The sequence below is a fragment of the Runella rosea genome (genome assembly GCF_003325355.1).
Taxonomy (GTDB): domain Bacteria; phylum Bacteroidota; class Bacteroidia; order Cytophagales; family Spirosomataceae; genus Runella; species Runella rosea.
Window position 1 is genome coordinate 5,348,685 of the sequence record NZ_CP030850.1, and the last position, 23,175, is coordinate 5,371,859.

Genomic DNA, 23,175 nt, shown 5'->3' on the forward strand with positions numbered 1-23,175 from the left:
TAAAGAACGTCGGCGAGGAGTTCCACTGTGGGTTCCAAACCTCGCCGACGTTAATAACTCTCTATACACTCAAAATTACCTCTGCAATCAAGTCACATGCCTCGTGGATTTGAGCTTCGGTGATGACGAGGGGAGGGGCAAAACGAATTTTATTACCGTGGGTTTGCTTACAGAGCAGACCTTTTTCTTTTAATTGAAGGCAGATTTGCCATGCCAGCGGGCTTTCTTCGTCGGTATTGATCACCACCGCGTTTAGTAGACCTTTGCCACGTACTTCCTGAATCAAGTCTGTTTTATGTTGTAATTCCCGCATTTTTTCGCGGAAAACTTCGCCTAATCGCTCGGCATTTTCGGCTAAATGTTCATCTTTAATTACTGAGAGGGCTGCTACTGTCACCGCCGCCGCGAGTGGGTTGCCACCGTAGGTCGAGCCGTGCTGACCAGGTTTGATGGTTAACATGATTTCGTCGCTTGCCAGGACGCAAGAAACTGGGTACACACCGCCCGAAAGCGCCTTTCCCAAAATTAAGATGTCTGGCTTTACGTCTTCGTGGTCGCAGGCGAGGCGTTTTCCCGTGCGGCCAAGTCCCGTTTGCACCTCATCGGCAATAAAAAGTACATTGTATTTTGTACAAAGCTCACGCACGCCGCGCAAATAGCCTTCGTCGGGCACTACTACGCCCGCTTCGCCCTGAATAGGCTCCACCATAAAACCCGCAATGTTGGGGTCAGCTTGAAAAGTCTGTTCCAACGTCGCCAAATCATTGTACGGAATAATGATGTAGCCAGGTAAAAAAGGACCATAATCGTCGGTGCTGTCGGAGTCGGTAGAGGATGAAATCGCGGCCATAGTACGCCCCCAAAAGTTGCCAGCGGCATACACGGTTTTGGCTTCGTTTTGGGGAATGCCTTTGACCAGATACCCCCATTTGCGGGTGAGTTTGAGAGCAGTTTCTCCACCTTCGGCGCCTGAATTCATCATCAGGACTTTATCGTAACCAAAATAGTCGCACAGAAATTTTTCACATTCGCCCAGCACTGAGTTGTAAAATGCCCGCGATGTGAGGGTCAGTTTTTGGGCTTGGGCCACCAGGGCTTCCACAATGCGCGGATGGCAATGCCCCTGATTGACGGCGCTGTAGGCCGACAAAAAATCGAAATACCGCTTGCCGTCGATGTCCCACACAAAAATACCTTCTCCCCGCTCAATCACGACAGGAACAGGTTTATAATTGTGCGCCCCGTAGCGTTTTTCGAGGCCAATTAAATAGTCTGATTGAGTGATTTCTGCCGTCATGAGAGTCGATTGATTTTGTATTTTTGACAATTTTCAAATTTGTCAAAAGTAAAATATAACTTATTTTCAATCATAAATAGGTCATATTTATTTAAAACAATAAAAATTAAAAACAATTTTCATAAAACATTGCGGCTTTTTTTCTTGTTTTGACACTTGAATATTTTCAAAAAACCACTTACCAAAAACCTGACGAGTAAAGCGTCAATCAACAAATCTACAACCATGCTCAAATACCTGACATTTCTGTCTTCTTTTGTGGCGTTGACGGCCATTGCGCAAGACCGAAGACCTACCACACCCACAACCCCGACTTCTCCCGCTTCTCCTCCTTCCGCTGCGGCTCCCGCGCCAGCCAAGCCTGGCCCTAAAGCCTACAAAGAAGTAATTACAGACAAAAGCAAAACCACGAAGGGATTATTCATTGTCCATAAAATTGATGAAAAATACTTTTTTGAATTGCCTGATTCCCTGTTGGGCAAAGAAATGATGGCCGTAACGCGCTTGTCGCAGTCGAGTACTACGCCCGGTTCGGTGGGCTTGCCAGCCTACGGGGGTGAGCTTCTTAATCGCCAAGTAGTGCGGTTTGAGAAAGGCCCTGAAAACAAACTCTTTATGCGCGCTGTGGCGTATATTAACGTGAGTGAAGATGCTAACTCGCCCATTTACAAGGCGGTACGTAACTCCAACGTTGACCCGATTGCGATGGCGTTTGACATCAAAGCCGTTCGTAAAGATACCTCAGTTGTGATTGAAGTAACGGATTTTTTCAAAGGTGAAAACGCTGTTATCTCTATGTCACCCGTGGTGAAGCAGGCGTACAAATTGACTACCATTCAGACCGACCGTACCTACATTCAGAGCATCAAGTCGTTTCCGCTCAATACAGAAATAAAAGTGGTAAAAACCTACGGCGCTATTCCGCCGATGCCTACACCTCCTTCGCCCGTTCCGAGCCCGATTCCTTCGGTCAATTTGCCCGCGTCTTCCATTGCGGGAGCCGTCACGATGGAGTTGAATACGTCGTTTATTGCCCTTCCGGCCGTGCCGATGAAGCAACGTTTGTTTGACATTCGGGTCGGCTATTTTGCCAACGGCTACCGCGTATACGGTGAAAATTCGCAGCGTACCGAAGACAAAACGTTTGTGGTTCGGTGGCGTTTGGAACCCAAAAACAAAGAAGACGAAGCGCGTCAGCGCCGGGGAGAATTGATTGAGCCTAAAAAGCCGATTATCTATTATATTGATTCTGCAACCCCTGAGAAATGGCGCAAATACCTTAAAATGGGCGTTGATGACTGGAATGTGGCGTTTGAAAAAGCAGGCTGGAAAAACGCGATTCAGGGCGTTATATTGGACGAAAAAGACACGACCATCAGCCTAGAAGACGCCCGCAACTCGGCCATTCGTTATTTTGCTTCCGATATTGAAAATGCCTACGGGCCCAATGTTCACGACCCGCGTACGGGCGAAATCTTGGAAAGTCACATCGGTTGGTACCACAACGTCATGAAACTCCTGAAGAAATGGTACATGACCCAAGCCGCCGCTGCTGACCCACGCGCCCGCAAAAATAAATTTGATGATGAGTTGATGGGCCAATTGATTCGGTTTGTGTCGTCGCACGAAGTAGGACATACGCTTGGCCTGCGCCACAATTACGGCGCTTCAACCGCCACGCCCGTAGAAAAACTGCGTGATAAAGAGTTTACAAGTAAAAACGGACACACTTCTTCCATTATGGATTACGCCCGTTTTAACTACGTAGCCCAGCCCGAAGACGGGGTGACAGATTTCTTCCCACGGATTGGTGATTACGATATTTGGGCCATTGAATGGGCCTACAAACCTATTTACGATACCAAAACGCCCGAAGAAGACAAGGTTGTTTTGAACAAATGGTATAAAGAAAAAGCCCTGCCCAACCGCCGTTTGTGGTTCTTGACCGAAACCAACCCCTACGACCCGCGCGCCCAAAACGAAGATGTGGGTGATAATGCCATGCTTGCGAGTGACTACGGTATCAAAAACCTAAAACGCATTGTACCAAACTTAGTAGCATGGACTTCCGAGGAAGCTGAAGACTATGAAATGCTTGAAGAGGGCTACAACGAAGTGGTGACGCAATACCGTCGTTATCTGGGCCACGTAGCCAAGTACGTGGGTGGAATCTATGAAACGCCAAAAACCATGGACCAAGAAGGGGTGATTTATGAAGTCACGCCTAAAAAACTTCAGAAAGACGCCGTCACGTTCCTAAACCAGCAGCTGTTTGCCACGCCAACGTGGTTGTTGGATGCCAACATCATGCGGCGTATTCGTCCCGATATGGGCGTAGATTTTGTGTCGAAAATTCAAGAAGCAACTTTAACAAGTCTTTTTGCCGCTGACCGCCTGCAACGCATCATCGAAGCTACCGAAAAAACTACCAATGCGTATACGCTAGACGAATTGTTTACCGACGTTCGTTCGGGTATTTGGTCGGAACTCAAAACGCGCAAAGCCGCCGATACTCACCGCCGAAACCTCCAAAAAATCTTTGTCGAGCGGATGGTGACAACGCTCAACTTGCCAAGTATACCGGCGTTTGGTGGAACGGGTACTGCCAAAGTATTTGGTGCCGTTTTGCCTCCTTCGGCCGACCCGCGCAAAGGTGATATACAGACCATGGTGCGGGCGCATTTGACGCTGCTCCGTGGTGAGATTCAGGCGGCAATTCCTGCCACTACCGATAAAATGACCAAATACCACCTTCAGGATTGTCTTTTCCGCATCACGAAGGCATTAGACCCTAAATAATCGTCATTAACGTTGCTTTTTGGAAGGGTTTTTCTTCCAAAAAGCAACGATTTTTATAATCCATGGAAGAGCCCTTAGACGAATACGACCGACTCATTTTACAGCAACTCGAACGAGATGCGCGTAAAGCCTATTCGGCTATTGCCGACGATTTGGGTATTTCTAATACAATGGTGCACCAGCGGGTAGGGAAGCTCAAACGCATTGGTATCTTGAAAAGCACCACCGTGGTACTTGATGAGCGTAAATTGGGGTTTGAGTGGGGAGCTTTTACGGGCATAATGCTCAAAGAAGATTCCGATTCGGAAAAAATCATTGAAGCACTCAAGCAAATTCCAGAAGTGACGGAGTGTTATTATATTACGGGAAAATATACGTTGTACATCCGGATTGTGGCTCGCAGCAATGAGCACATGCGGCGCGTACTTTACGAGAAAATTGACCACATTCCGGGGGTGCTAAAAACCGAATCATTGATTGATTTCGGGGCCGCTTTCAAACGAAATGTGCCCATTGAAGAGTAAGTTTTTTACCATTTGCTAAACCTTACCTCTGTGCAAAGTACTTGGATTGGAATAGACATCGGTACCACCAATGTCAAAGCCGTAGCCTTTGATGAAAACGGGAGCGCAGTGGCCCACGCCACGGGAACCTGCGTAACGTATCACCCTCGAAATCGTTTTGTTGAACAAAATCCTGACGAGATATACCGACTTTTTGTCCACGTACTTCGGCAGGTAACGGAGCAGTTGCGGCACAAAAATGCCACGATAGAAGCCGTAAGTTTGTGCTCGGCCATGCACAGCGTTATTCCACTTGATGCCCACAATCATCGCCTTACACGGTCGGTGCTTTGGGCAGATAATCGCAGCGAAGCCCAAGCCGACGCCCTCAAACAAGCTGATATTTTCCCCAAATTATATTCACATACGGGCATTCCTGCCCATCCGTACGCCCCCCTGACGAAGATGGTTTGGTTTCGCCAAACCCAGCCCCAACTTTTTAAACGCATTCAACGGTTTGTATCCCAAAAGGAATACATTTGGTTTAACCTTTTTGGGAAGTTTCAAATTGACTATTCGATGGCTTCGGGTACGTCGCTTTTGAACAACCGCCGCTTGAAATGGAGCGAAATGGCGCTGGCTTATACGGGCATCAAGGCCACGCAACTGTCGGAAGCGGTACCTACGTATCATATTGAAAAACTGACGAATCCTTCGCTTTGCCGTAAACTTGGATTGCGTTCCGGAACTCCCTTTGTCATCGGTGCGGGCGATGCCTGTTTGGCCAACTTAGGCTCGGGGGCTTTGGCCAAAGGCGTTTCTACCTTGACCATCGGTACCAGCGGAGCCATCCGTCAAACGGCCGCTACGCCAGCCCGTGATGAGAAAAGACGGCTTTTCACGTACGTGCTTGACGAGACCCATTTTGTATCGGGCGGACCGACCAATAACGGCGGCAATGTGTTGGAGTGGCTTTCAAAACACCTTTTATTAAAAGACCCCAATGAGCTGCTTGTCTTGGCCGAGAATGCTCCCCCTGGAGCCGAAGACTTACTTTTTGTGCCTTACCTGCTGGGAGAAAGAGCGCCCGTTTGGGACGCCCACGCCCGGGGAAGCTATCGGAATTTAAGTTGGCAACACACCCAGGCGCATTTGGTGCGCGCCACGATAGAGGGCATTGTACTGAACCTGAATCAAACGCGCCAAATCATCGACAATCAACTTTCTAAAACCCAGATACTCCACGCCAATGGTGGCTTTACGCAATCCAAATTTTGGGTGCAACTATTAGCCGACATTTTCGGAATAGCGGTAAAAGTCAACCAAAGTGGTGAAAGCGGGTGTTTGGGGGCTATCATGTTGGCAATGAAAGCGTTAGAAAAAATAGAGAGCCTTGAGAAGGGCGTTCAGAACTGTGTTCATTTTGCCGAGACCTACCATCCCGACCCTTCCAATCGACTCATTTATCGGAAAGTAAACAAAAATTTCGGTAAGCTAATTGCCCCGACAAAAGCTTGAAAGATTAGGAATTTATTGACAGAATGAGAATTTTGTCATACGATTGGCGCGGTATTTGAGAGAACCAAATAAAATTCAAAACCGTTACTAATCAGTACTTAATCATTCCCGAAAACCATGAAAAAAGCAGTATTAGTTACCCTATCGGCGGCGCTTTTGGTAAGTCTGATGGCGCTAAAGCCACAAACTGCACCCAAAGAAGAAGCCAAAATAAAATGGGTAACCCTAGAAGAAGCCTATAAACTTAACCAAAAACAACCCCGAAAAGTGTTTATTGACCTTTATACGGATTGGTGTGGCTGGTGCAAGGTAATGGATAAAAATACCTTCAAAAACGCCGAAGTAATCGACTTCGTCAACAAGAAATACTACGCTGTAAAGTTCAATCCCGAAAAAGACGGGGATGTGATGTTGGGCAATGTTTCGTTTAAAAACATGCTGAATGGTAAAATTACGGGCTATCCTACAACGGTATTTATGAATGAAAAGATGGCGCTCATTCAGCCAGTTTCGGGATACTTGGAGCCGCGTATGTTTCATCAGGTGCTGGCGTATTTTGGGGATAATAACCACGAAAAAGAGCCTTTCGACCAATTTAAAGAAAAGACGTATCCCGGAAAATATACGGCGAAAGCACAGTAATTATCATTGTATACCATTGTTTTATGTAGTTTGGCATGAGGTGGCGAGGTTCTTTCTCTAAAAGAAGATTTTTGAAGAAAAACGAACCTGTCCACCTTTGCAAATGTTTAGAGATTTTACCAACGCTATGAATATGGAACTTCCTATATATCAGCTTGATGCATTTACCAATCAAGTTTTTGGGGGCAACCCCGCCGCCGTTGTACCGCTTACATCTTGGCTACCTGATGAAACATTGCAGGCCATTGCTGCTGAAAATAACCTCGCCGAAACCGCTTTTTATGTTCCAACCGACCACGGATTTCATATTCGCTGGTTTACGCCTACCGTTGAAGTAGACCTGTGCGGTCACGCTACCCTTGCCACTGCTTACGTTTTGTTTTCGATTGAGAATTACGCTCAAGAACAAATCCACTTTGATTCTCGAAGTGGTGTTCTGACGGTTCGACAGGAGGAAGATTGGCTTATTCTGGACTTTCCCGTCGATACCCTTCACAAACAACTTGTTTCACCTCCCGCTTTGTTGGAAGCTTTGGGGGACATCATGCCCGTAGAAATAATACGAGGGAAAACCGACTTTATGGCCGTATTGGAGAATGAAGAACAGGTGAGAAGCCTCAATCCTGACGTAATTGTGCTTTCTACTTTACCCGTCAGAGGGGTGATTATCACCGCCAAAGGCGAAGAAGTTGATTTTGTCTCCCGCTTTTTTGCTCCTCAGTCTGGCATCGCTGAAGATCCCGTAACTGGCTCCGCCCATACGACGCTCACGCCATATTGGGCCGAAAAACTCGGAAAAACAGAATTCAGCGCCTTACAGGTTTCAAAGCGGGGAGGAGTGTTGAAAACGAAGCTGATTGGAGAGCGGGTCGAGATAGCAGGGCAGGTTCGACTGTACTTGAAAGGCACGATTGTTACTGGCTGAAACACGCCTTATTACTTCTTTTAATCTAACAATTTTGTATTAACAAAGGAAGTCGGCGGTATCGCTGACCGTAAATAATGCTTGTTAGTGGCGCAGATAGGTATATACGATTAGATGAAGTAAAATTCTTTTTATTGGTTTTAGAAGGAATGGACCATTTTAAAGCGCCTAATCAGCTATTTTAAAACATACTTCCTCAGTAGGTATATTCTTAAGAAAATATACCGATTTAACAACAGAAAATACTAAAACATATCTTATATTCGCATTTCTACAACAAAATGAGGATAAAACAACTCGCTTTTCGGAATAGTGTTTGGAACCCTATATCTGAAACCCCAGCTTTTGCTGCTTCGCAAGCCCAATTGGTATTGGCTTTTGGTGAGAGGAAGTGTTTAGAAGACCTTCAACCTTATGATTATTTGAGGGAATTGTTTCCTGCTGCAGAAATTGTTATTAACTCTACATCGGGAGAAATATACCAAAACTCGGTTCATGAAGGAACCATCATTGTCACCGCAATTGAATTTGATAAAACACTTGTCAAAACGACTAAGATTGACATTGAAAACCATTTTCAAAGTGCTGAGTCGGGAAAAAAAATAGCGCAAAATTTATTGGCCGACGACCTTACCGCGATATTTGTCATTTCTGACGGTGGGCGGGTCAACGGTAGCGAGTTGATTGCGGCCCTCAATGAATACACCGGCGATAAAATCCTCATTTCGGGCGGCTTGGCGGGCGATGAAGCCCGTTTTGAAAAAACACTCGTGGGGCTAAACGAAAACCCCAAAGAGGGAAAAATCGTAGGAATTGGCTTTTACGGGACGCAATTGACCGTAGGCCACGGAACCATGGGTGGATGGGATGTGTTCGGTCCAGAGAGAGAAGTGACTGATTCTGAGTACAATGTGCTTTATAAAATCGGTGAAAAAAAGGCTCTTGACCTTTATAAAGAGTATTTGGGTAAATATGCCGATGAATTGCCGGGAGCGGCCTTGTTGTTTCCGCTTTCGATGAGAGCGACCGCCGATGCGAAGCCCATCGTTCGGACGATTCTTTCCATTGACGAAACCAACCGAAGCATGACATTTGCGGGCGAGCTGCCCAAAGGCGCTTTGGTGCGGTTTATGAAAGCAAATTTTGACCGCCTGATTGATGCCTCTGCCAGTGCTGCCCAAAATTCAATGAGCCTTTTTGACAGCCCGCCCGAACTGGCCATTTTGGTGAGTTGCGTGGGTCGAAAATTAGTGCTGGGCTCACGCACCGAAGAAGAAGTGGAAGCCGCTAGGGAGATATTCGGAGAACAGCCAGTCATGACCGGTTTTTATTCTTACGGGGAGATTTCACCCCTGAACCCCAATGCGCGTTGTGAGTTACACAATCAAACCATGACGATTACTACTTTCTCCGAAAAATGAGCGCTATTGATACCACAAAATTCCACCGCTTACTGAAAAAGCAAATCAATAAGTTTTTGACCGAGGATTGTTTGAAACATGAGCACTTTGGCCATTTTATCAAAGCGGTGAATGATTCTTACCTCAATTTTGATCGCGATAAAGAATTGCTCGAACATTCGGCGCAGTTGAATGACAAAGAGTACGCAGAAATCAACAATAAGCTCAAAGAAGAGATTTCGCAACGTAAGATATCGGTCGAAAAACTGATTGAGGCGATTCACTCGTTAGAAATTCAGGAAGGGATTCAACCGAGGGCTTTTGATTCCAATAATCTGCTGGGATTGGTTGATTTTCTTCAGGTGCAAATTGAAAACCGTAAGCTCATTGAAGCGGAACTGCGCCAGGCCAAAGAAGCGGCGGAGAGCGCCACTGATGCCAAATCGGAGTTTCTTTCGATGATGAGCCACGAAATTCGCACCCCGTTGAACAGCATTGTGGGCCTTACGTATTTGATGCAGCAGGAAGATGTGTCGCCCGTCATGGCCGAAAATCTCAAAATTCTTCAATTTTCGACCGATAATCTTTACGTACTCATCAACGATATTCTGGATTTTAGCAAGATTGAGGCGGGCAAAGTGGAACTGGAAAAAGTCCCGTTTGATATTAAGCAGCTGATTTCCAACATCAAAAAAGCCAACCAAGTTAAAGCCGAAGAAAAAGGGAATAAAATCAAATTGATGATTGACGATGACGTACCCGATGTGGTTATCGGCGATTCGCTTCGGCTCGGTCAGATTATTTCAAATTTGGTGTCTAATGCTGTTAAGTTTACGGCCAACGGCAGTATCACCGTCGAGTTGTCTTTTGTAAAGAAAGTTGGGAATAAGGCGGTGATGGATATTTCGGTCATCGATACGGGCATTGGCATTGCCGAAAATAAGCAGGCGTCCATTTTTGAGAAATTTACCCAAGCCAATTCCGAAACAACCCGCCAATTTGGCGGAACTGGGCTAGGGCTGGTCATTACCAAAAAGCTGCTATATCTTCATAACAGCGATATTCAGATTGAAAGTCAATTGGGCAAAGGCTCGAAGTTCTTCTTCACGATAGAGCTGGAAATCGGAACTGCGCTCAAGAATAAAGTCCTTGAAGCAAACAATGAACTTCTGAACGAAAGCACCCTAAAAGGTGTAAAAATTCTTTTGGTGGAAGATTACCCCATGAATGTAAAAGTAGCCACTAAATTTCTGGAAAGGTGGCAGATTGTATTGGATGTAGCCGAAAACGGCCAGATAGCCGTTGACAAGTACGCCGCAGGCAAGTACGACGTGATTCTGATGGATATTCAAATGCCGCAAATGGATGGGTACACTGCCACGCAGAAAATCAGAGAAATGGACATGAATATTCCCATCATTGCCCTAACGGCCTCGGCCACGTTGAGCAATCAAGACCGGGCGTTTTTGGTAGGAATGAACGACTACGTCACCAAACCTTTCAATCCTAAAGAGTTATTTCAGAAAATAGCGAAGTATAGTAGCCGAATCTAACGTAACTTCCTGATTATAAAGTCAACCATAAAAAGCGCATCGAATTTCGGTGTGCTTTTCATGGTTTAAGGGCACCTGCGTGGGTAGTACTTATGCAATGATTTTGCGTAAGCAGGTATGTATAGGATAGTATTTAAGACACTTTTTAGAAATATTTGAATATAGTTTTGGCTCTTATTGAGATGTAAGCAAAGCGCTTTCAAAGGCAATAACGGCTGACAAACACAAAATAAATAAACCTTTCAACCACCAATTCAAATGTTAAAAAAACACAATTTCAACTATTTACACGTAGGATTGATTCTTTCCGTATTGTTGTGGACAAGTTGTAAAGTATCGACCACGGGTCAAGGAAAGAAAGCGAAGGATGGATTTGTTCAAATATTTGACGGAAAGACGCTGGATGGCTGGGAGGGTGACCCTACCTACTGGCGCGTTGAAAACGGAAATTTAGTGGGAGAAATTACCCCTACTACTCTGCTTAAAACCAATTCTTTCATCATCTGGAAAGGTGGTGAGCCTGCCGATTTTGAATTGAAGGGTGAATTTAACATTACCAAGGCGGGTAATTCAGGCATCAACTACCGCAGCGACCGCTTGACAGATATACCTTTTGCCTTGCGCGGGTATCAGGCCGACATCGACGGTAACAACCGCTATACTGGCCAAAATTATGAAGAGCGTAAAAGAACAACGCTTGCTTATCGCGGACAAAAAACGTCTATTAATCCCCAAACGGGCACTTTCACTCCCGAAGCCGTACGCGCCAAAGTAAAAAGCAACGCATGGACTGATTTGAGCGTGACGGGTTCACTCGGAAGTTCGGATTCATTGAAGACGTTGATTAAAGGCGAAGACTGGAATGAGTTCCATCTGATTGTCAAAGGAAACCGCCTCCAACATTATATAAATGGTGTTTTAATGAGCGAGGTAGTCGATAATGATGCAGTAAATGGTAAGTCAAAGGGACTTCTAGGGGTACAAGTACACGTGGGTCCCCCCATGAAAGTACAGTATCGCAATCTTCGTTTAAAGCAACTCTAGTATCCCATGAATAAAATTGGATTTAATGTGCTGGCTTGGTCGGCTGGAATGTCAGAAGAATTATTCCCCATTATTGAGCGATTAAAAGAAATTGGTTACGACGGGGTGGAGTTTTTTGTGGGCTCCCCCGAAGAAAGTGCGTATAAACAGGTAGGTGATTTTACCCGTGGCTTGGGTTTGGAAACAACCACTGTCACCGTTGTAAGTCCCGACATGAATCCCATAAGCGACTCGGCTACCGTGCGTGCCAAGGGACTTGACCGTATCAAATGGGCGATAGACCGTTCTCATGATTTGAATTCACGCGTTTTGTGCGGGCCTTTTCACTCAGCTCACGCCCATTTTGCGGCGCATGAGCCGTATGAGCAAGAATATGGCTGGGCGGCCGAAGTACTGCACGCTGCGGGCGAACACGCCGCACAAGCCGATGTGGTGCTGGCGCTGGAAGCCCTCAACCGTTTTGAGTGCTATCTGTGCAACACCATGTCGCAGTTAAGTAAGTTGGTTACGTTGGCCGACCATTCCCACGTACGGGCGATGTTTGACACGCACCACGCCAACGTAGAAGAAAAGAAATATGGTCAGGCGCTTCAAACCATCTCGCCTGTGTTGAGCCACGTTCATATCAGCGAAAACGACCGAGGTACGCCTGGCGACGGACATATCCCTTGGGATGATGCCTTTGCGGGATTGGCGGCAATTAACTACAAAGGTTGGCTGACGATTGAGGCGTTTTCTCGCAATGACCCTGGTTTTGCCAACGCCATCAATGTGTGGAGAGAATACAACGACCCTTGGCACATCGCCGAGCATGGTCTGACGTTTATCCAACAAATGTGTATCAAACACAATCTGTGATTTTGATGAGCCTCTGACCCCCTTATTTCTACACTTTTATGAAAAACAGAAAGCATTTAATACTGTTGTTCAGTATTGTTTTTTTTGCTGTCGGCTTTACGCCCGACAAAAAAACAGCATCTCAGGAAGATGTAAACAAATATCGTATTGTTTATAAAGGAGAAAAAGGCCCCGGACGTGGAAAAAACATCGTTTTTATTACGTCTGACCACGAATACCGTAGCGAAGAATCTCTGCCAGCACTGGCCCGAATTTTGGCCAAACGCTACGGATTTACGTGTACGGTGGTTTTTGGCCTCGACGATAATGGTTTTATTCTGCCAGGCAGTTCCAACCTGAAAGGACTGGATGTATTGGATAAAGCGGATTTGATGGTGCTGTTCACCCGCTTCTCCAACTTCGGGGACGAAGAAATGCAACACTTCGACAAATACATCCGGCGCGGTGGTCCCATTGTTGCTTTTCGTACCGCCACGCACGCTTTTAGCAATAAAGGAAATGCCAAATGGGGGCATTATTCGTGGGATTATAAAGGCGAAAAAAGTGAGTGGAAAGATGGTTTTGGTGAGTTAGTATTGGGTGAAACTTGGGTTTCGCACTATGGTACCAACCACAAACAAGCATCTAAACTGATTCCCGAAGAAGCCCAAAAAGAACACCCGATTTTGCGGGGCGTGAAAGACATGCTAGCGCAATCTGGTGGTTATACCGCTTATCCGAAAAGTGCAACGGTGATTGCACGCGGACAAGTACTGAATGGCATGACGGCCGATGCCGAGCCCGACAAAACCAAAGAACTCTTGCCCGTGGCGTGGGTACGTACCTATTCCATCGATTCAGGACCGTCGGGGCGGGTTTTTGCCACTACCCACGGTGCTTCGGAAGACTTATTGAGCGAAGGTTTTCGCCGCATGGCCCTAAATGCTGCTTTTTGGGCGCTGGGCATGGAAAAACAAATCAAGGCCAACAATAATATTGATTTTGTGGGGCCGTACAAGCCAACCACGTTTAATTTCAATGGGTACAAAGCCAACGTCAAGCCTGCCGATTTGGCGGGCTGGGATTCGTTGATTATGCCCGGCGAAGTCGTGAAAAAGAAATAAAATCACATCATTTTAGTTACTAAAGTATTACAACGAATATGTCAGAAAAACTTCCTTTTCGCTTTGGTTCAGAGGTATATACCTGGTTCATGAGCGGCAATGGCACCACGCACCAGGGGCGCTTGGGCCACATGATTGAAATCATTGCCCAGGCGGGCTTTACGGGTATTCAGCCCATTTTTACGTGGATGGGCGAGCTAGTTGACCCCGACCGCTTGGAAGCTAAATTGAAAGAGCAAGGCATCGAATTGGCGGCGGTGGCTTTGGCGCTGGAATGGAACGGAACCGAAGAAACCCACAGCGAACGCCTGATTGCCAACAATGCCATCAGTTTGTTGGAGCGTTTTCCTGGAGCAGTGCTCAACACCGTCCAAATCCCTACGGGTCGGCATGATTTAGAAGCACGCCGTCGCAGTTTGGTCAACATCGTCAATACGGTTTCGGCTCGTGCCAAAGAAAAAGGCGTGCCGTGTAGTTTTCACCCAAACTCTCCGCATACTTCTATTATTCGTACCGAAGAAGATTATAAAGTGGTACTGGAGTCGTTGGATACGACCGTGACGGGCTGGACGCCCGATGTAGGCCACATCATCAATGGAGGTATGGACCCGCTCGAAAAGATGAAAGAGTATGCTTCCTTAATCAATCACGTGCATTACAAAGACTGGGATGGAAATCCTGAATTTGCGCTGATGGGCAAAGGAAAAGTGGACTTATTATCCATTACACAATGGTTGAAAGATACCAATTACGGGGGGTGGATTATCTGCGAAGACGAAGGCGTTGAGGCGCTAGAAGACCCCGATTTTGTGACTTTACACGACGGTCGCTGGATTACGAATGAATTAATTCCAGGTTTAAAATAGCCAATTTGTTATGCCTTTTGTTCAGACCAACGGAATCAATTTTTACTACGAAGAACGCGGCTCAAGTTCGGCCGAGCCGCTTCTTCTCATCATGGGGATTACGGCACCTGGCGGTGTGTGGGAGCCCCACGCTTCGTATTGGCAACATAATTTTAGGTGCATTATTGGCGATAACCGGGGCGTGGGCCAGTCAGATAAGCCTGCGGGACCTTATTCTACGGAGCAGATGGCCGATGATTATGCGGGGCTGTTGGATACGCTTCAATTGGAAAATGTTCGTGTCGTAGGTTGCTCTATGGGGAGTACGATTGCGCAACAGTTGGCAATTCGCCATCCTAAAAAAGTACGCTCATTGGTGTTGATGTGTCCTTGGGCGCGCTGCGATAACGCCGCCAAAGCGATTTTTCAGCACATGATGCACTGTAAAGCACGATTTAGGCCCGAAGAGTTTAGCTTGTATATTCAACAATTGATTTACTCCAAAGCCTCTTGGGACAACGAGCAAACAGCGGCTGAATTGGAAGCTGGCCGCAATCAAGCCGCAATCGACCCGTTTCCTCAGCCTCTGCACGGGTTGGAGGGGCAGGCGGCGGCGTGTATTGCGCACAACGCATTGGAACAACTCCCTAACCTAACCCAGCCTGCACTCATCATTGGGGGCAAAGAAGATATTTTCACGCCCGTATGGATGGCCGACGAAGTGGCGGGTGCTATCCCGAACTCCGATTTATTTCTGTACGAAAAGGCAGGGCATATTTTCCATTTTGAACAATTGGAAGACTTTAATCCAAGGGTCAAAAACTGGTTATTGGCCCACTGATTGGATAAATAAATGAATAATTTTTAGGTAAAAAATACATTAAAAATAGGCTTTAAAGGGCTTTTTCCCTTTTTAACCGACGATATGACTGACAATTGATTTTTATGGACGGTAAAGAAATAACGACTCAACCCTGGACGAACAAACTATCGAATGCGGCACAATTGGGAGGGATTGAGACGTCCATCATCGACAATGGTCTGGGGAGAGGAACGCGCATTGCGTGGATAAATACGGGTACGGGACTGCGCTACAAAGTTGTCATTGACCGCGCCATGGACATCGCTGACGCATTCTATAATCAGCATAGTTTGGCGTGGCTGAGTCATGCAGGGGTCATGCCACCGCAACCCTTTTCAGGCAAGGGTATTGACTGGATTCGGACTTTCGGTGGAGGATTGATAACAACCTGCGGACTGTCGCACGTGGGTGGGCCTGAGTCCGATGAATACGGGGAACGAGGGTTGCACGGATTGGTGAGCAATATTCCCGCCGAAATCGAATCCATCATCCAGCCTGACCCTGTTGCGGGCAAAATGGAGATGAGTATTACGGGAATTATCAAGCAAACGCAGGTTTTTGGACCCATTTTGGAACTACGTAGAACCATTTCGGGAATCCTCGGTGAAGCCAAAATTCGCATCCATGATGAGGTGATTAACCGAGCCAATACCACCACCCCGCACATGATGCTGTACCACTGCAATTTGGGCTGGCCGCTGGTAGATGAAGGTGCCGAAATTGTGTGGGAAGGGGCGTGGCAATCGCGTGACGGAAATCCCAATAACCCGATTTTTAGGGAAGGAAATGATTTTAAAACCTGCCCTGCCCCGCTGGAAGCGCACAATGGAGGAGGAGAAGAAGCCGCCTTTATTGATATTGACGCCGATGCTGAAGGTAGGTGCCATTGCGGAATACGAAATGCTGCCTTAGGCATTGAATTGGCCATACGTTTTCAGAAAAGCCAACTGCCTTGGATGACCAATTGGCAGCATTGGGGCAAAGGAGAATACGTGACAGGCATTGAGCCGGGCACCCACCCACCCATTGGCCAAGCAAAGGCAAGAGCACAAAATACGCTCATTCAGTTGGCTCCTGGCGAACGCCTCACGTATGATTTGGAGATAGAGGTTTTGACATTATAACCTGTCCCTGTAAATAAAATAATAACGAACAACAATCAACTATTAAATTGTGCACGAGCACTTTATACAGAAAATGGCAAATGTAAGTTTAGCAGCAAAAGCCTTAGAACAAGGAAAAGGGATTTTACGCTTAGCCCCAACATGGGTACCGCGCTCTTTTTGCGTACCCGGACGAAGAATCAAATTACACCCCGACGATTATTACGTATTGGGTGGCGTACGCGGCGGTATCGACGAGCGTTGGCTGTCGTCAACCACGCCCGCTAAAAACGGTCCTTTGACGGGCGAGCACGAAGGCTTGAGCAAAGTGGTTTTTCAGGACGGTGATACAACCGAACAACTATTACTAAAAGACGTTATCGACGAGCTGAAAGGCGAAATCATCGGTGACCGCCTGTGGGATGAGTACAAAAGCTGGCCGATGTATTCTAAGTTTTTTGATAACATGGGCCCCTTGCCTCATCACATTCACCACAACGACGAAAAGGCGGCTTTGGTAGGGCAAAATGGAAAACCCGAAGCCTATTATTTCCCTCCCCAACTCAACAACCACGGCGGTGATTTCCCCTATACCTTCTTCGGAATTACTCCGGGTACAACCAAAGAACAAATCAAGCAATGCTTGATGGACTTCAACAAAGGTGACAACAAAATTACCAATTTTTCGTCAGCTTATAAATTAGAACCAGGCACAGGCTGGGACGTGCCCCCAGGTATTTTGCACGCGCCAGGCAGCTTGTGCACCTACGAGCCACAAAAAGCATCCGATATTTTTGCAATGTACCAAAGCCTTGTCAATGAGGCAATTGTGCCAGAAGAATTACTTTGGAATGGCACGCCACAAGACAAGATAGGTGATTATGACGAGTTGGTTTCGGTGATTGACTGGGAAGCCAATATTGATCCCAATTTTGCCGCCAACCACTTTATGATGCCTAAGCCCGTACGGCCGTTGGAAGAGATGCAAGCCCAAGGATACGTAGAAAACTGGATTTGTTATAAATCCACCGCATACAGCGCCAAAGAACTCACCGTCATGCCCGGCGCCACCGTGACCATCAAAGACGCGGCCGCGTATGGTATGATTGTGATGCAAGGACACGGCAAATTTGGTGTTTGGGACATCGAAACTCCCGCGTTGATTCGGTACGGACAATTGACCAATGATGAGTTCTTTGTGAGCGAAGCGGCGGCAAACGAAGGTGTTGTTATCAGCAATCCATCGGCTACTGACCCGATTGTGATTCTGAAACACTTTGGTCCCAACAACCCTGATTTGGTACTCTAATACTAACCTCGGCAAGGACTAGGCCGCGGCGGCGTACCGCGTCTCCGTTCCAAACCTTGCTGAGGTTTTGAGCCTCCAACCCTTGCCGAGGTTGACAGATACTCCGATAACACTTAACTATTAACCTTTAATACTTTTATCAACATGCCCGAAAATAATTATCCTAAGCTCCACAATGCCACTTGGCCCGGTATTGTAGGAAAAGGCCCCGATTCCGAACCGCCGATTTCACTTGATACCATGCTGGAAATGACCGCTGCGGCGGAAGTGGGCGGCGTTAAATTTGACGGAGTTGACTTGGGACTTTTTGATCCTCATTACGACCTTGATATTTCGGACGATGGCATCAAAAGACTAGCCGATAAAGTGGCCGCTCATGGCCTCGAAATCGGTAGTTTGGTGGCTCCTATTTGGGGCGGCCCTGCCATGGGTACCAAAGAGCAACGTGCCGAATTTGTAGAAATGGTACGTAAAAGCTGTCACATTGGCCAAAAACTGCGCGAAATGGGCATTCGTCCCAACGGTATTGTCCGTATTGACTCGGCAAGCAGTCCCCACGATTGGGCCGCTGACCCTGCGGGCAACACCAAGCTCATTGCCCAAACATTTCGCGAAGCGGCCGACGTAGCTGCCGACTTTGGCGAGCGTTTGGCCGCCGAAGGTGAAATCTGCTGGGGCGGAATGCACAGCTGGAAATACATGCTCGAAACCCTCGAAGCCGTAGACCGTAAAAATATCGGTTTCCAAGCTGATATGTCGCACACTACGTTGTATCTGTTGGGCTACAATGCGCCCGAACACCGCATTTTACCCGAAGATTTTCAGTGGGGCGACCGCGAAACATTCTTAGACGGGTTGAAGAAATTGACCGCAGCGCTTCGTCCTTGGACGATTGATTTCCACGTGGCTCAAAATGACGGAACCGTACACGGAACAGGCTCACACGATAAAACGGGTCGCCACTGCTTGGCCACTGACCCCAACGGAAAGCTGGACGTAGTGCATGACGCTGGACTTTGGCTCCGCGACGAAAGCGGTGAGCTTACCAAAGCCTTCAAGCACATTTGCTGGGATGGTTGTATGTTTGCCAACGAGGTGATGACCAAGCAGCAAACTTGGAATGACATTTTGGCTACGATGATCAACGTTCGTAAGGCACACGGCTGGTACGAAGCATAAGAGATTTATAGACGTGGGAAGTTTTTGAAACTTTCCACGTCTTCTTTCGAAGTGTAGCTTTGTAATTTGTTAATCCTTAACAACTTAAAGAAAAATGGCACAAAAAAAACAAATACGCATTGGATTGGTAGGAACGGGTTTGATGGGCCGTACGCACTCCAATGGATATAACCGAATTGCAAATTTTTTCCCTGAATTAGAATATCATCCAGTATTGAAGGCGGTTTGCTCGCGCAACGCCGAGAAGGTAAAGGCATTTGCCGAACAATGGGGCTTCGAATCTTACGAAACGGATTGGAAAGCACTCGTGGCCCGCGATGATATTGACGCCATCGACATCTGTACACCCAACGACAGCCACGCCGAAATCGCATTGGCCGCTGCCGCTGCGGGTAAGATGATTCTGTGCGAAAAACCACTGGCGCGCACCCTGGCCGAAGGTGAAACGATGGTGGAAGCCGCCGAAAAAGCGGGCGTGAAAACCACCGTTTGGTACAACTACCGCCGCATACCCGCCGTGACTTTGGCGAAGCAAATCGTGGATTCGGGCAAGCTGGGCAAGATATTTCACTACCGCGCCAACTTCCTCCAAGACTGGACCATCAACGCCGACCTGCCGCAGGGCGGAACGGGCCTGTGGCGCATGGATGTAGATTCGGCTGGTTCGGGCGTAACGGGCGACTTATTGGCGCACTGTATTGATACCGCCATGTGGCTCAATGGTGCCATCACCGACGTATCGGCCATGACCGAAACCTTCGTAAAAGAGCGTATGCACCAACTGACGGGTAAAGTACAGCCCGTAGGTATCGACGATGCCTGCCTTTTCCATTGCCATTTTGCCAACGGTTCACTGGGGCTTTTTGAGTCTACGCGCTATGCACGCGGCCACAAAGCCCTTTATACCTTTGAAATCAACGGCGAGCACGCGTCTATCCGCTGGGATTTGCACGACCTGAACCGCCTCGAATATTTTGACCACAGCGACGAATCTATCGTACGCGGCTGGCGCTCCATCCACGTAACCGACGGAGATCAGCCGTACATGAACCGTTGGTGGATTCCGGGCTGCGGCATCGGCTACGAGCACAGCTTCATTCACCAAGTGGCCGATTTCCTCAAAAGCCTCGAAACTGGCGAGCCTTGCGGCCCCACGTTCAGAGACGCGCTCCAAACCCAAAAAGTATGCGAAGCCGTCATTGAATCCGCCAATTCTCGGAGCTGGAAAGATACGGGTGCGGAGGCGATTGGGTAGTTTCGTTTCCTCTTTATACACGAAGCGCGGGGCATTGCCTCGCGCTTTTTTTGATTGGCAGATTTTTGTGGAAATTAAAAGTAAAACCTATCTTTATAAGATAAATGAGGTTTTTTTGCTAAACGTCAGACTAATAAATATAATATTTTAAAGAACCTAATTTTCTTAATATATGGATTTAATAAGCCAATTAAATGAATTGAAGAGAAAAGTTGATTTTAATACATACGACATAAGCGTCAAAGAATTAATTTCTATGATTAGTGAGAATATAATAGATATTGCTCCAGAATATCAAAGACAATTTCGTTGGAAGGAAGATAGACAATCAGAGCTAATTGAATCAATTTTCTTGGGAATTCCAATACCAAGTTTATTTATGGCTACAAATAATGATGGCTCATGGGAGTTAATCGATGGAGTACAAAGATTAAGTTCAATTATACATTTTGCAGGATCGGATGATGCAAGGAGTAAAGCAGGTCTTCTTGACAAAATTAGAAATAAAGCAATTGATAATCTTAAGCTATCGGGTTTAGGGAAATTATCAAGTTTTAATAATAAATTATTCACTGATTTGCCTAAAACAGTGCAACTTGAATTTCTATTAAAGCCTATGAAAATTACAACCTTAAGTGATAAAAGCGATAAAAATGTTAGATTTGATTTATTTGAAAGATTAAATACGGGAGGAGTTGTACTTACTCCCCAAGAAATAAGAAGTTGTGTATATAGAGGCAGATTTAACGATTTTCTTAAAGAACTATCAAAAACAGATGATTTCTTGCAAACAATTAAATTAACTGAAACTCAACATTCTGACGGAACTCGAGAAGAGTTAGTTTTAAGATTTTTTGCTTTTTTTGAAAATTATGAACAATTTGATCATAGCGTAGTTGATTTTCTAAATTCATACATGGAGAAATCAAGCATAAAATTTGATTACGAAACTAATAGAAAAATATTTTCTAAAACTTTTTCGCAATTAAAAAATTTACCCAATGGCATTACAAAAAAAAGAAATACAACCCCGATAAATTTATTTGAGGGAGTAGCTGTGGGTGCAGCTCTTGCATTACAAGTCAGTGAAACTTTAATCTTAGAAAATGCTAATGAATGGATTTTAGGAGATTTGCTACTACCACACATAAGTGGAGCAACGAATACAAAATCTAAAGTAATAGGAAGAATAGAATACTGTAGAGATAAATTTTTGGGTAAATGATGTTTGTAGATATTACAAATGAATCCGCTAAAAGGATAGTTGAAATCAGAGAACATATTGATTTTATTTCAATTCATATTCCTAAACCTCCTATTACAACACCCAGATATTTAAACACTGCAAAAGGCTTAATTTATGTACAGTTATATGGTGTAATTGAATATACAATTTATTCAACAATTGCAAAATGTATATATTATATAAATCAATCAAATTGCCGAATTGATGATTTGCAGTCCGTCATTTTAAGCTTAGCATTAAATTCTCAACTTGAAGCACTAATACAGGTTAAATCAAAAAAATGGGATAAACGTTTTGAATTATTTTCAGCAATTCACAAAAATATTAGTGTAAATATTGATACAGATCTAATACCTACAGATGGTAAAAATATTACAGATAAACAATTAAAAACAATTTGGGAAACATTTAATTTAAGAACTCCTTTGTTTCACGACGTTTCTTTTAGAGGACGCCTTCAAGATATTGTTTCTAATAGGATAAATATCGCTCACGGAAATCTGCCAGCTTCAGATATTGGCAGTAATGTGACAATTGATGATTTAAGAAAAAGATTATCAGATGTGTCAGGGTTTTGTACATACTTTATTAACTCATTTGAAGAGTATATTCAAAATAATAATTTTCGGAAATAATTTAACTTCTTGTTAGCAAAAGTTTTTCTTCTTTTGTTGATTCCCCCCGTTGGTTAAGGTCTTCCGAATGTTGACTTCGACCTTTCCATAAAGAGAGTGTTTGTCACACAGGGAGTGCCTATAGTATAGATCTATTTTTATCTGAAAAATATCGTGGTCAGCGCCGTGACGACTATCACAAGGCCTCCGGCTGTTTTTGCCTATCTACTCCCAATGAGCTGCGTCTTACACTTTCAAGTTGAAAAAAGAGTCAGATGCCTACGCCATGGCAAAGGAAGCGATAAAAGCTTCGCTGATTGAAGCTACATCAATCGCTTAAAGTCAATATGCCTGTAAAAAAGACTGTTTTGGGCGGCTTCGCATTCGTTTTTATCGAAAAAACCATTACCCAAACCCTCTTTCACGATTACTTCAATGGCTGTTTTGAGCGGCGGTATATGATTCTGTATAATATCAAACACCATTTCAAAGTCAATACCTGTATAATCATGCGCTATCCGATTTCTCAATCCACGCACCTGCTTCCACGGAAATGTAGGGTAGACCGTACGAGTTGATTCAGATATTTTTCCTGCATTTTCTCCCACATTCGATAACAACAACAGGCTCGCGTTAAATCTTAATTGATCCTCTGCCCAAAGGAAATCTTTTGCCGTTTGGAAACCTTTTGCGTACAACAAAATTTTTTCCACAGATTCCAACATCACTAACAGAGGTAATAAGTCCCGGCTTTTATTTTCTGACATATTTGAGGTCTTTTTGGGCACGGTACAAAATAATCGGGTCAATAAATTTAGCAGGGACAATATCTATCTTTGTTTTTAAAACCCTTGACAGGCGGGTTTTGAGACGTTTTCGGGTGTCATAGTCCAGTTCCTCTTCCAGTAAAAAATCAATATCCCGGTAGCTCTCTCCGCGAGCAAATGACCCAAACACCCCCAACTGCGTGATACCGAAGGCATCAAAAATCCGATGGTGCCGCAGAAGCTCTTCCAGTTGTAAAACCGTCATTTGATGAGTGGTTCTCGCTTCCATATCCTGTGTGTGCTGGGTTAAAAAAACTTTGATGACCCCAATATAGCAAAACTACGCAAAATCC

The 23,175-nt window shown here is 45.6% G+C and carries 21 protein-coding genes; 18 read left to right on the plus strand and 3 right to left on the minus strand.

The annotated features are described in order from the left end of the window. Positions 1-61 precede the first annotated feature (61 nt). Positions 62-1,297, minus strand: coding sequence for an ornithine--oxo-acid transaminase (gene rocD / locus DR864_RS22200; protein ID WP_114069030.1), 1,236 nt, complete (start codon positions 1,295-1,297; stop codon positions 62-64). A gap of 225 nt (positions 1,298-1,522) precedes the next feature. Here rocD and DR864_RS22205 point away from each other — a divergent pair, with 225 nt between their 5' ends. The 18 genes from DR864_RS22205 (at position 1,523) to DR864_RS22290 (ending at position 22,076) form a co-directional block, all read left to right on the plus strand. Further along, a complete protein-coding gene (locus DR864_RS22205; protein WP_114070416.1) occupies positions 1,523-4,096 on the plus strand; it encodes a zinc-dependent metalloprotease in 2,574 nt (857 codons plus the stop codon). Positions 4,097-4,158: 62 nt separating this feature from the next. Then, positions 4,159-4,620, plus strand: coding sequence for an Lrp/AsnC family transcriptional regulator (locus DR864_RS22210; RefSeq protein ID WP_114069031.1), 462 nt, complete (start codon positions 4,159-4,161; stop codon positions 4,618-4,620). A gap of 30 nt (positions 4,621-4,650) precedes the next feature. Continuing rightward, positions 4,651-6,117, plus strand: a complete 1,467-nt coding sequence (locus DR864_RS22215; protein ID WP_162794043.1) for a gluconokinase — start codon at positions 4,651-4,653, stop codon at positions 6,115-6,117. 117 nt (positions 6,118-6,234) lie between these two features. Next, positions 6,235-6,759 carry a thioredoxin family protein gene (locus DR864_RS22220; RefSeq protein WP_114069033.1) on the plus strand — a complete coding sequence of 175 codons (525 nt, stop codon included), beginning with the start codon at positions 6,235-6,237 and terminating at the stop codon, positions 6,757-6,759. 133 nt (positions 6,760-6,892) lie between these two features. Continuing rightward, positions 6,893-7,684 (plus strand): PhzF family protein, encoded by a 792-nt coding sequence (locus tag DR864_RS22225; RefSeq protein WP_114070417.1) that lies wholly within the window; start codon positions 6,893-6,895, stop codon positions 7,682-7,684. Between the two features lie 281 nt (positions 7,685-7,965). Further along, positions 7,966-9,105, plus strand: coding sequence for an FIST signal transduction protein (locus tag DR864_RS22230; protein ID WP_114069034.1), 1,140 nt, complete (start codon positions 7,966-7,968; stop codon positions 9,103-9,105). Then, positions 9,102-10,637 carry a response regulator gene (locus DR864_RS22235; RefSeq protein ID WP_114069035.1) on the plus strand — a complete coding sequence of 512 codons (1,536 nt, stop codon included), beginning with the start codon at positions 9,102-9,104 and terminating at the stop codon, positions 10,635-10,637. Before DR864_RS22230 ends, DR864_RS22235 begins: the two co-directional genes overlap by 4 nt. Before the next feature lie 258 nt (positions 10,638-10,895). Then, positions 10,896-11,681 (plus strand): 3-keto-disaccharide hydrolase, encoded by a 786-nt coding sequence (locus DR864_RS22240; RefSeq protein ID WP_114069036.1) that lies wholly within the window; start codon positions 10,896-10,898, stop codon positions 11,679-11,681. A 6-nt stretch (positions 11,682-11,687) separates the two neighbouring features. Beyond that, positions 11,688-12,539, plus strand: coding sequence for a sugar phosphate isomerase/epimerase family protein (locus DR864_RS22245; protein ID WP_114069037.1), 852 nt, complete (start codon positions 11,688-11,690; stop codon positions 12,537-12,539). Between the two features lie 38 nt (positions 12,540-12,577). Then, on the plus strand, positions 12,578-13,642 hold the full coding sequence (locus DR864_RS22250) for a ThuA domain-containing protein (protein ID WP_114069038.1): 1,065 nt from the start codon (positions 12,578-12,580) through the stop codon (positions 13,640-13,642). A gap of 38 nt (positions 13,643-13,680) precedes the next feature. Continuing rightward, a complete protein-coding gene (locus DR864_RS22255) occupies positions 13,681-14,508 on the plus strand; it encodes a sugar phosphate isomerase/epimerase family protein (protein ID WP_114069039.1) in 828 nt (275 codons plus the stop codon). A 10-nt stretch (positions 14,509-14,518) separates the two neighbouring features. After that, on the plus strand, positions 14,519-15,328 hold the full coding sequence (locus tag DR864_RS22260) for an alpha/beta fold hydrolase (RefSeq protein WP_114069040.1): 810 nt from the start codon (positions 14,519-14,521) through the stop codon (positions 15,326-15,328). Positions 15,329-15,432: 104 nt separating this feature from the next. Then, positions 15,433-16,473 carry an aldose 1-epimerase family protein gene (locus DR864_RS22265; protein WP_114069041.1) on the plus strand — a complete coding sequence of 347 codons (1,041 nt, stop codon included), beginning with the start codon at positions 15,433-15,435 and terminating at the stop codon, positions 16,471-16,473. Positions 16,474-16,546: 73 nt separating this feature from the next. Beyond that, on the plus strand, positions 16,547-17,761 hold the full coding sequence (locus tag DR864_RS22270; RefSeq protein WP_114069042.1) for a cupin domain-containing protein: 1,215 nt from the start codon (positions 16,547-16,549) through the stop codon (positions 17,759-17,761). Between the two features lie 144 nt (positions 17,762-17,905). Then, positions 17,906-18,940 (plus strand): sugar phosphate isomerase/epimerase family protein, encoded by a 1,035-nt coding sequence (locus tag DR864_RS22275; RefSeq protein WP_114069043.1) that lies wholly within the window; start codon positions 17,906-17,908, stop codon positions 18,938-18,940. A gap of 94 nt (positions 18,941-19,034) precedes the next feature. Continuing rightward, positions 19,035-20,195, plus strand: a complete 1,161-nt coding sequence (locus DR864_RS22280; RefSeq protein WP_114069044.1) for a Gfo/Idh/MocA family protein — start codon at positions 19,035-19,037, stop codon at positions 20,193-20,195. 172 nt (positions 20,196-20,367) lie between these two features. Beyond that, the gene (locus DR864_RS22285) at positions 20,368-21,420 is read left to right on the plus strand and encodes a GmrSD restriction endonuclease domain-containing protein (protein WP_114069045.1); all 1,053 of its coding nucleotides are present in this window, start codon (positions 20,368-20,370) and stop codon (positions 21,418-21,420) included. Further along, positions 21,417-22,076 carry an MAE_28990/MAE_18760 family HEPN-like nuclease gene (locus DR864_RS22290; protein WP_114069046.1) on the plus strand — a complete coding sequence of 220 codons (660 nt, stop codon included), beginning with the start codon at positions 21,417-21,419 and terminating at the stop codon, positions 22,074-22,076. The genes DR864_RS22285 and DR864_RS22290 overlap by 4 nt, the downstream gene beginning before the upstream one ends. Before the next feature lie 302 nt (positions 22,077-22,378). Here DR864_RS22290 and DR864_RS22295 read toward each other — a convergent pair whose 3' ends face one another. Both DR864_RS22295 and DR864_RS22300 read right to left on the minus strand, forming a co-directional pair. After that, positions 22,379-22,822 (minus strand): HepT-like ribonuclease domain-containing protein, encoded by a 444-nt coding sequence (locus DR864_RS22295; protein WP_114069047.1) that lies wholly within the window; start codon positions 22,820-22,822, stop codon positions 22,379-22,381. Further along, positions 22,809-23,111: a nucleotidyltransferase family protein gene (locus DR864_RS22300; RefSeq protein ID WP_162794045.1), complete on the minus strand. Its 303-nt coding sequence runs from the start codon at positions 23,109-23,111 to the stop codon at positions 22,809-22,811. Before DR864_RS22300 ends, DR864_RS22295 begins: the two co-directional genes overlap by 14 nt. Between the last annotated feature and the right edge of the window lie 64 nt (positions 23,112-23,175).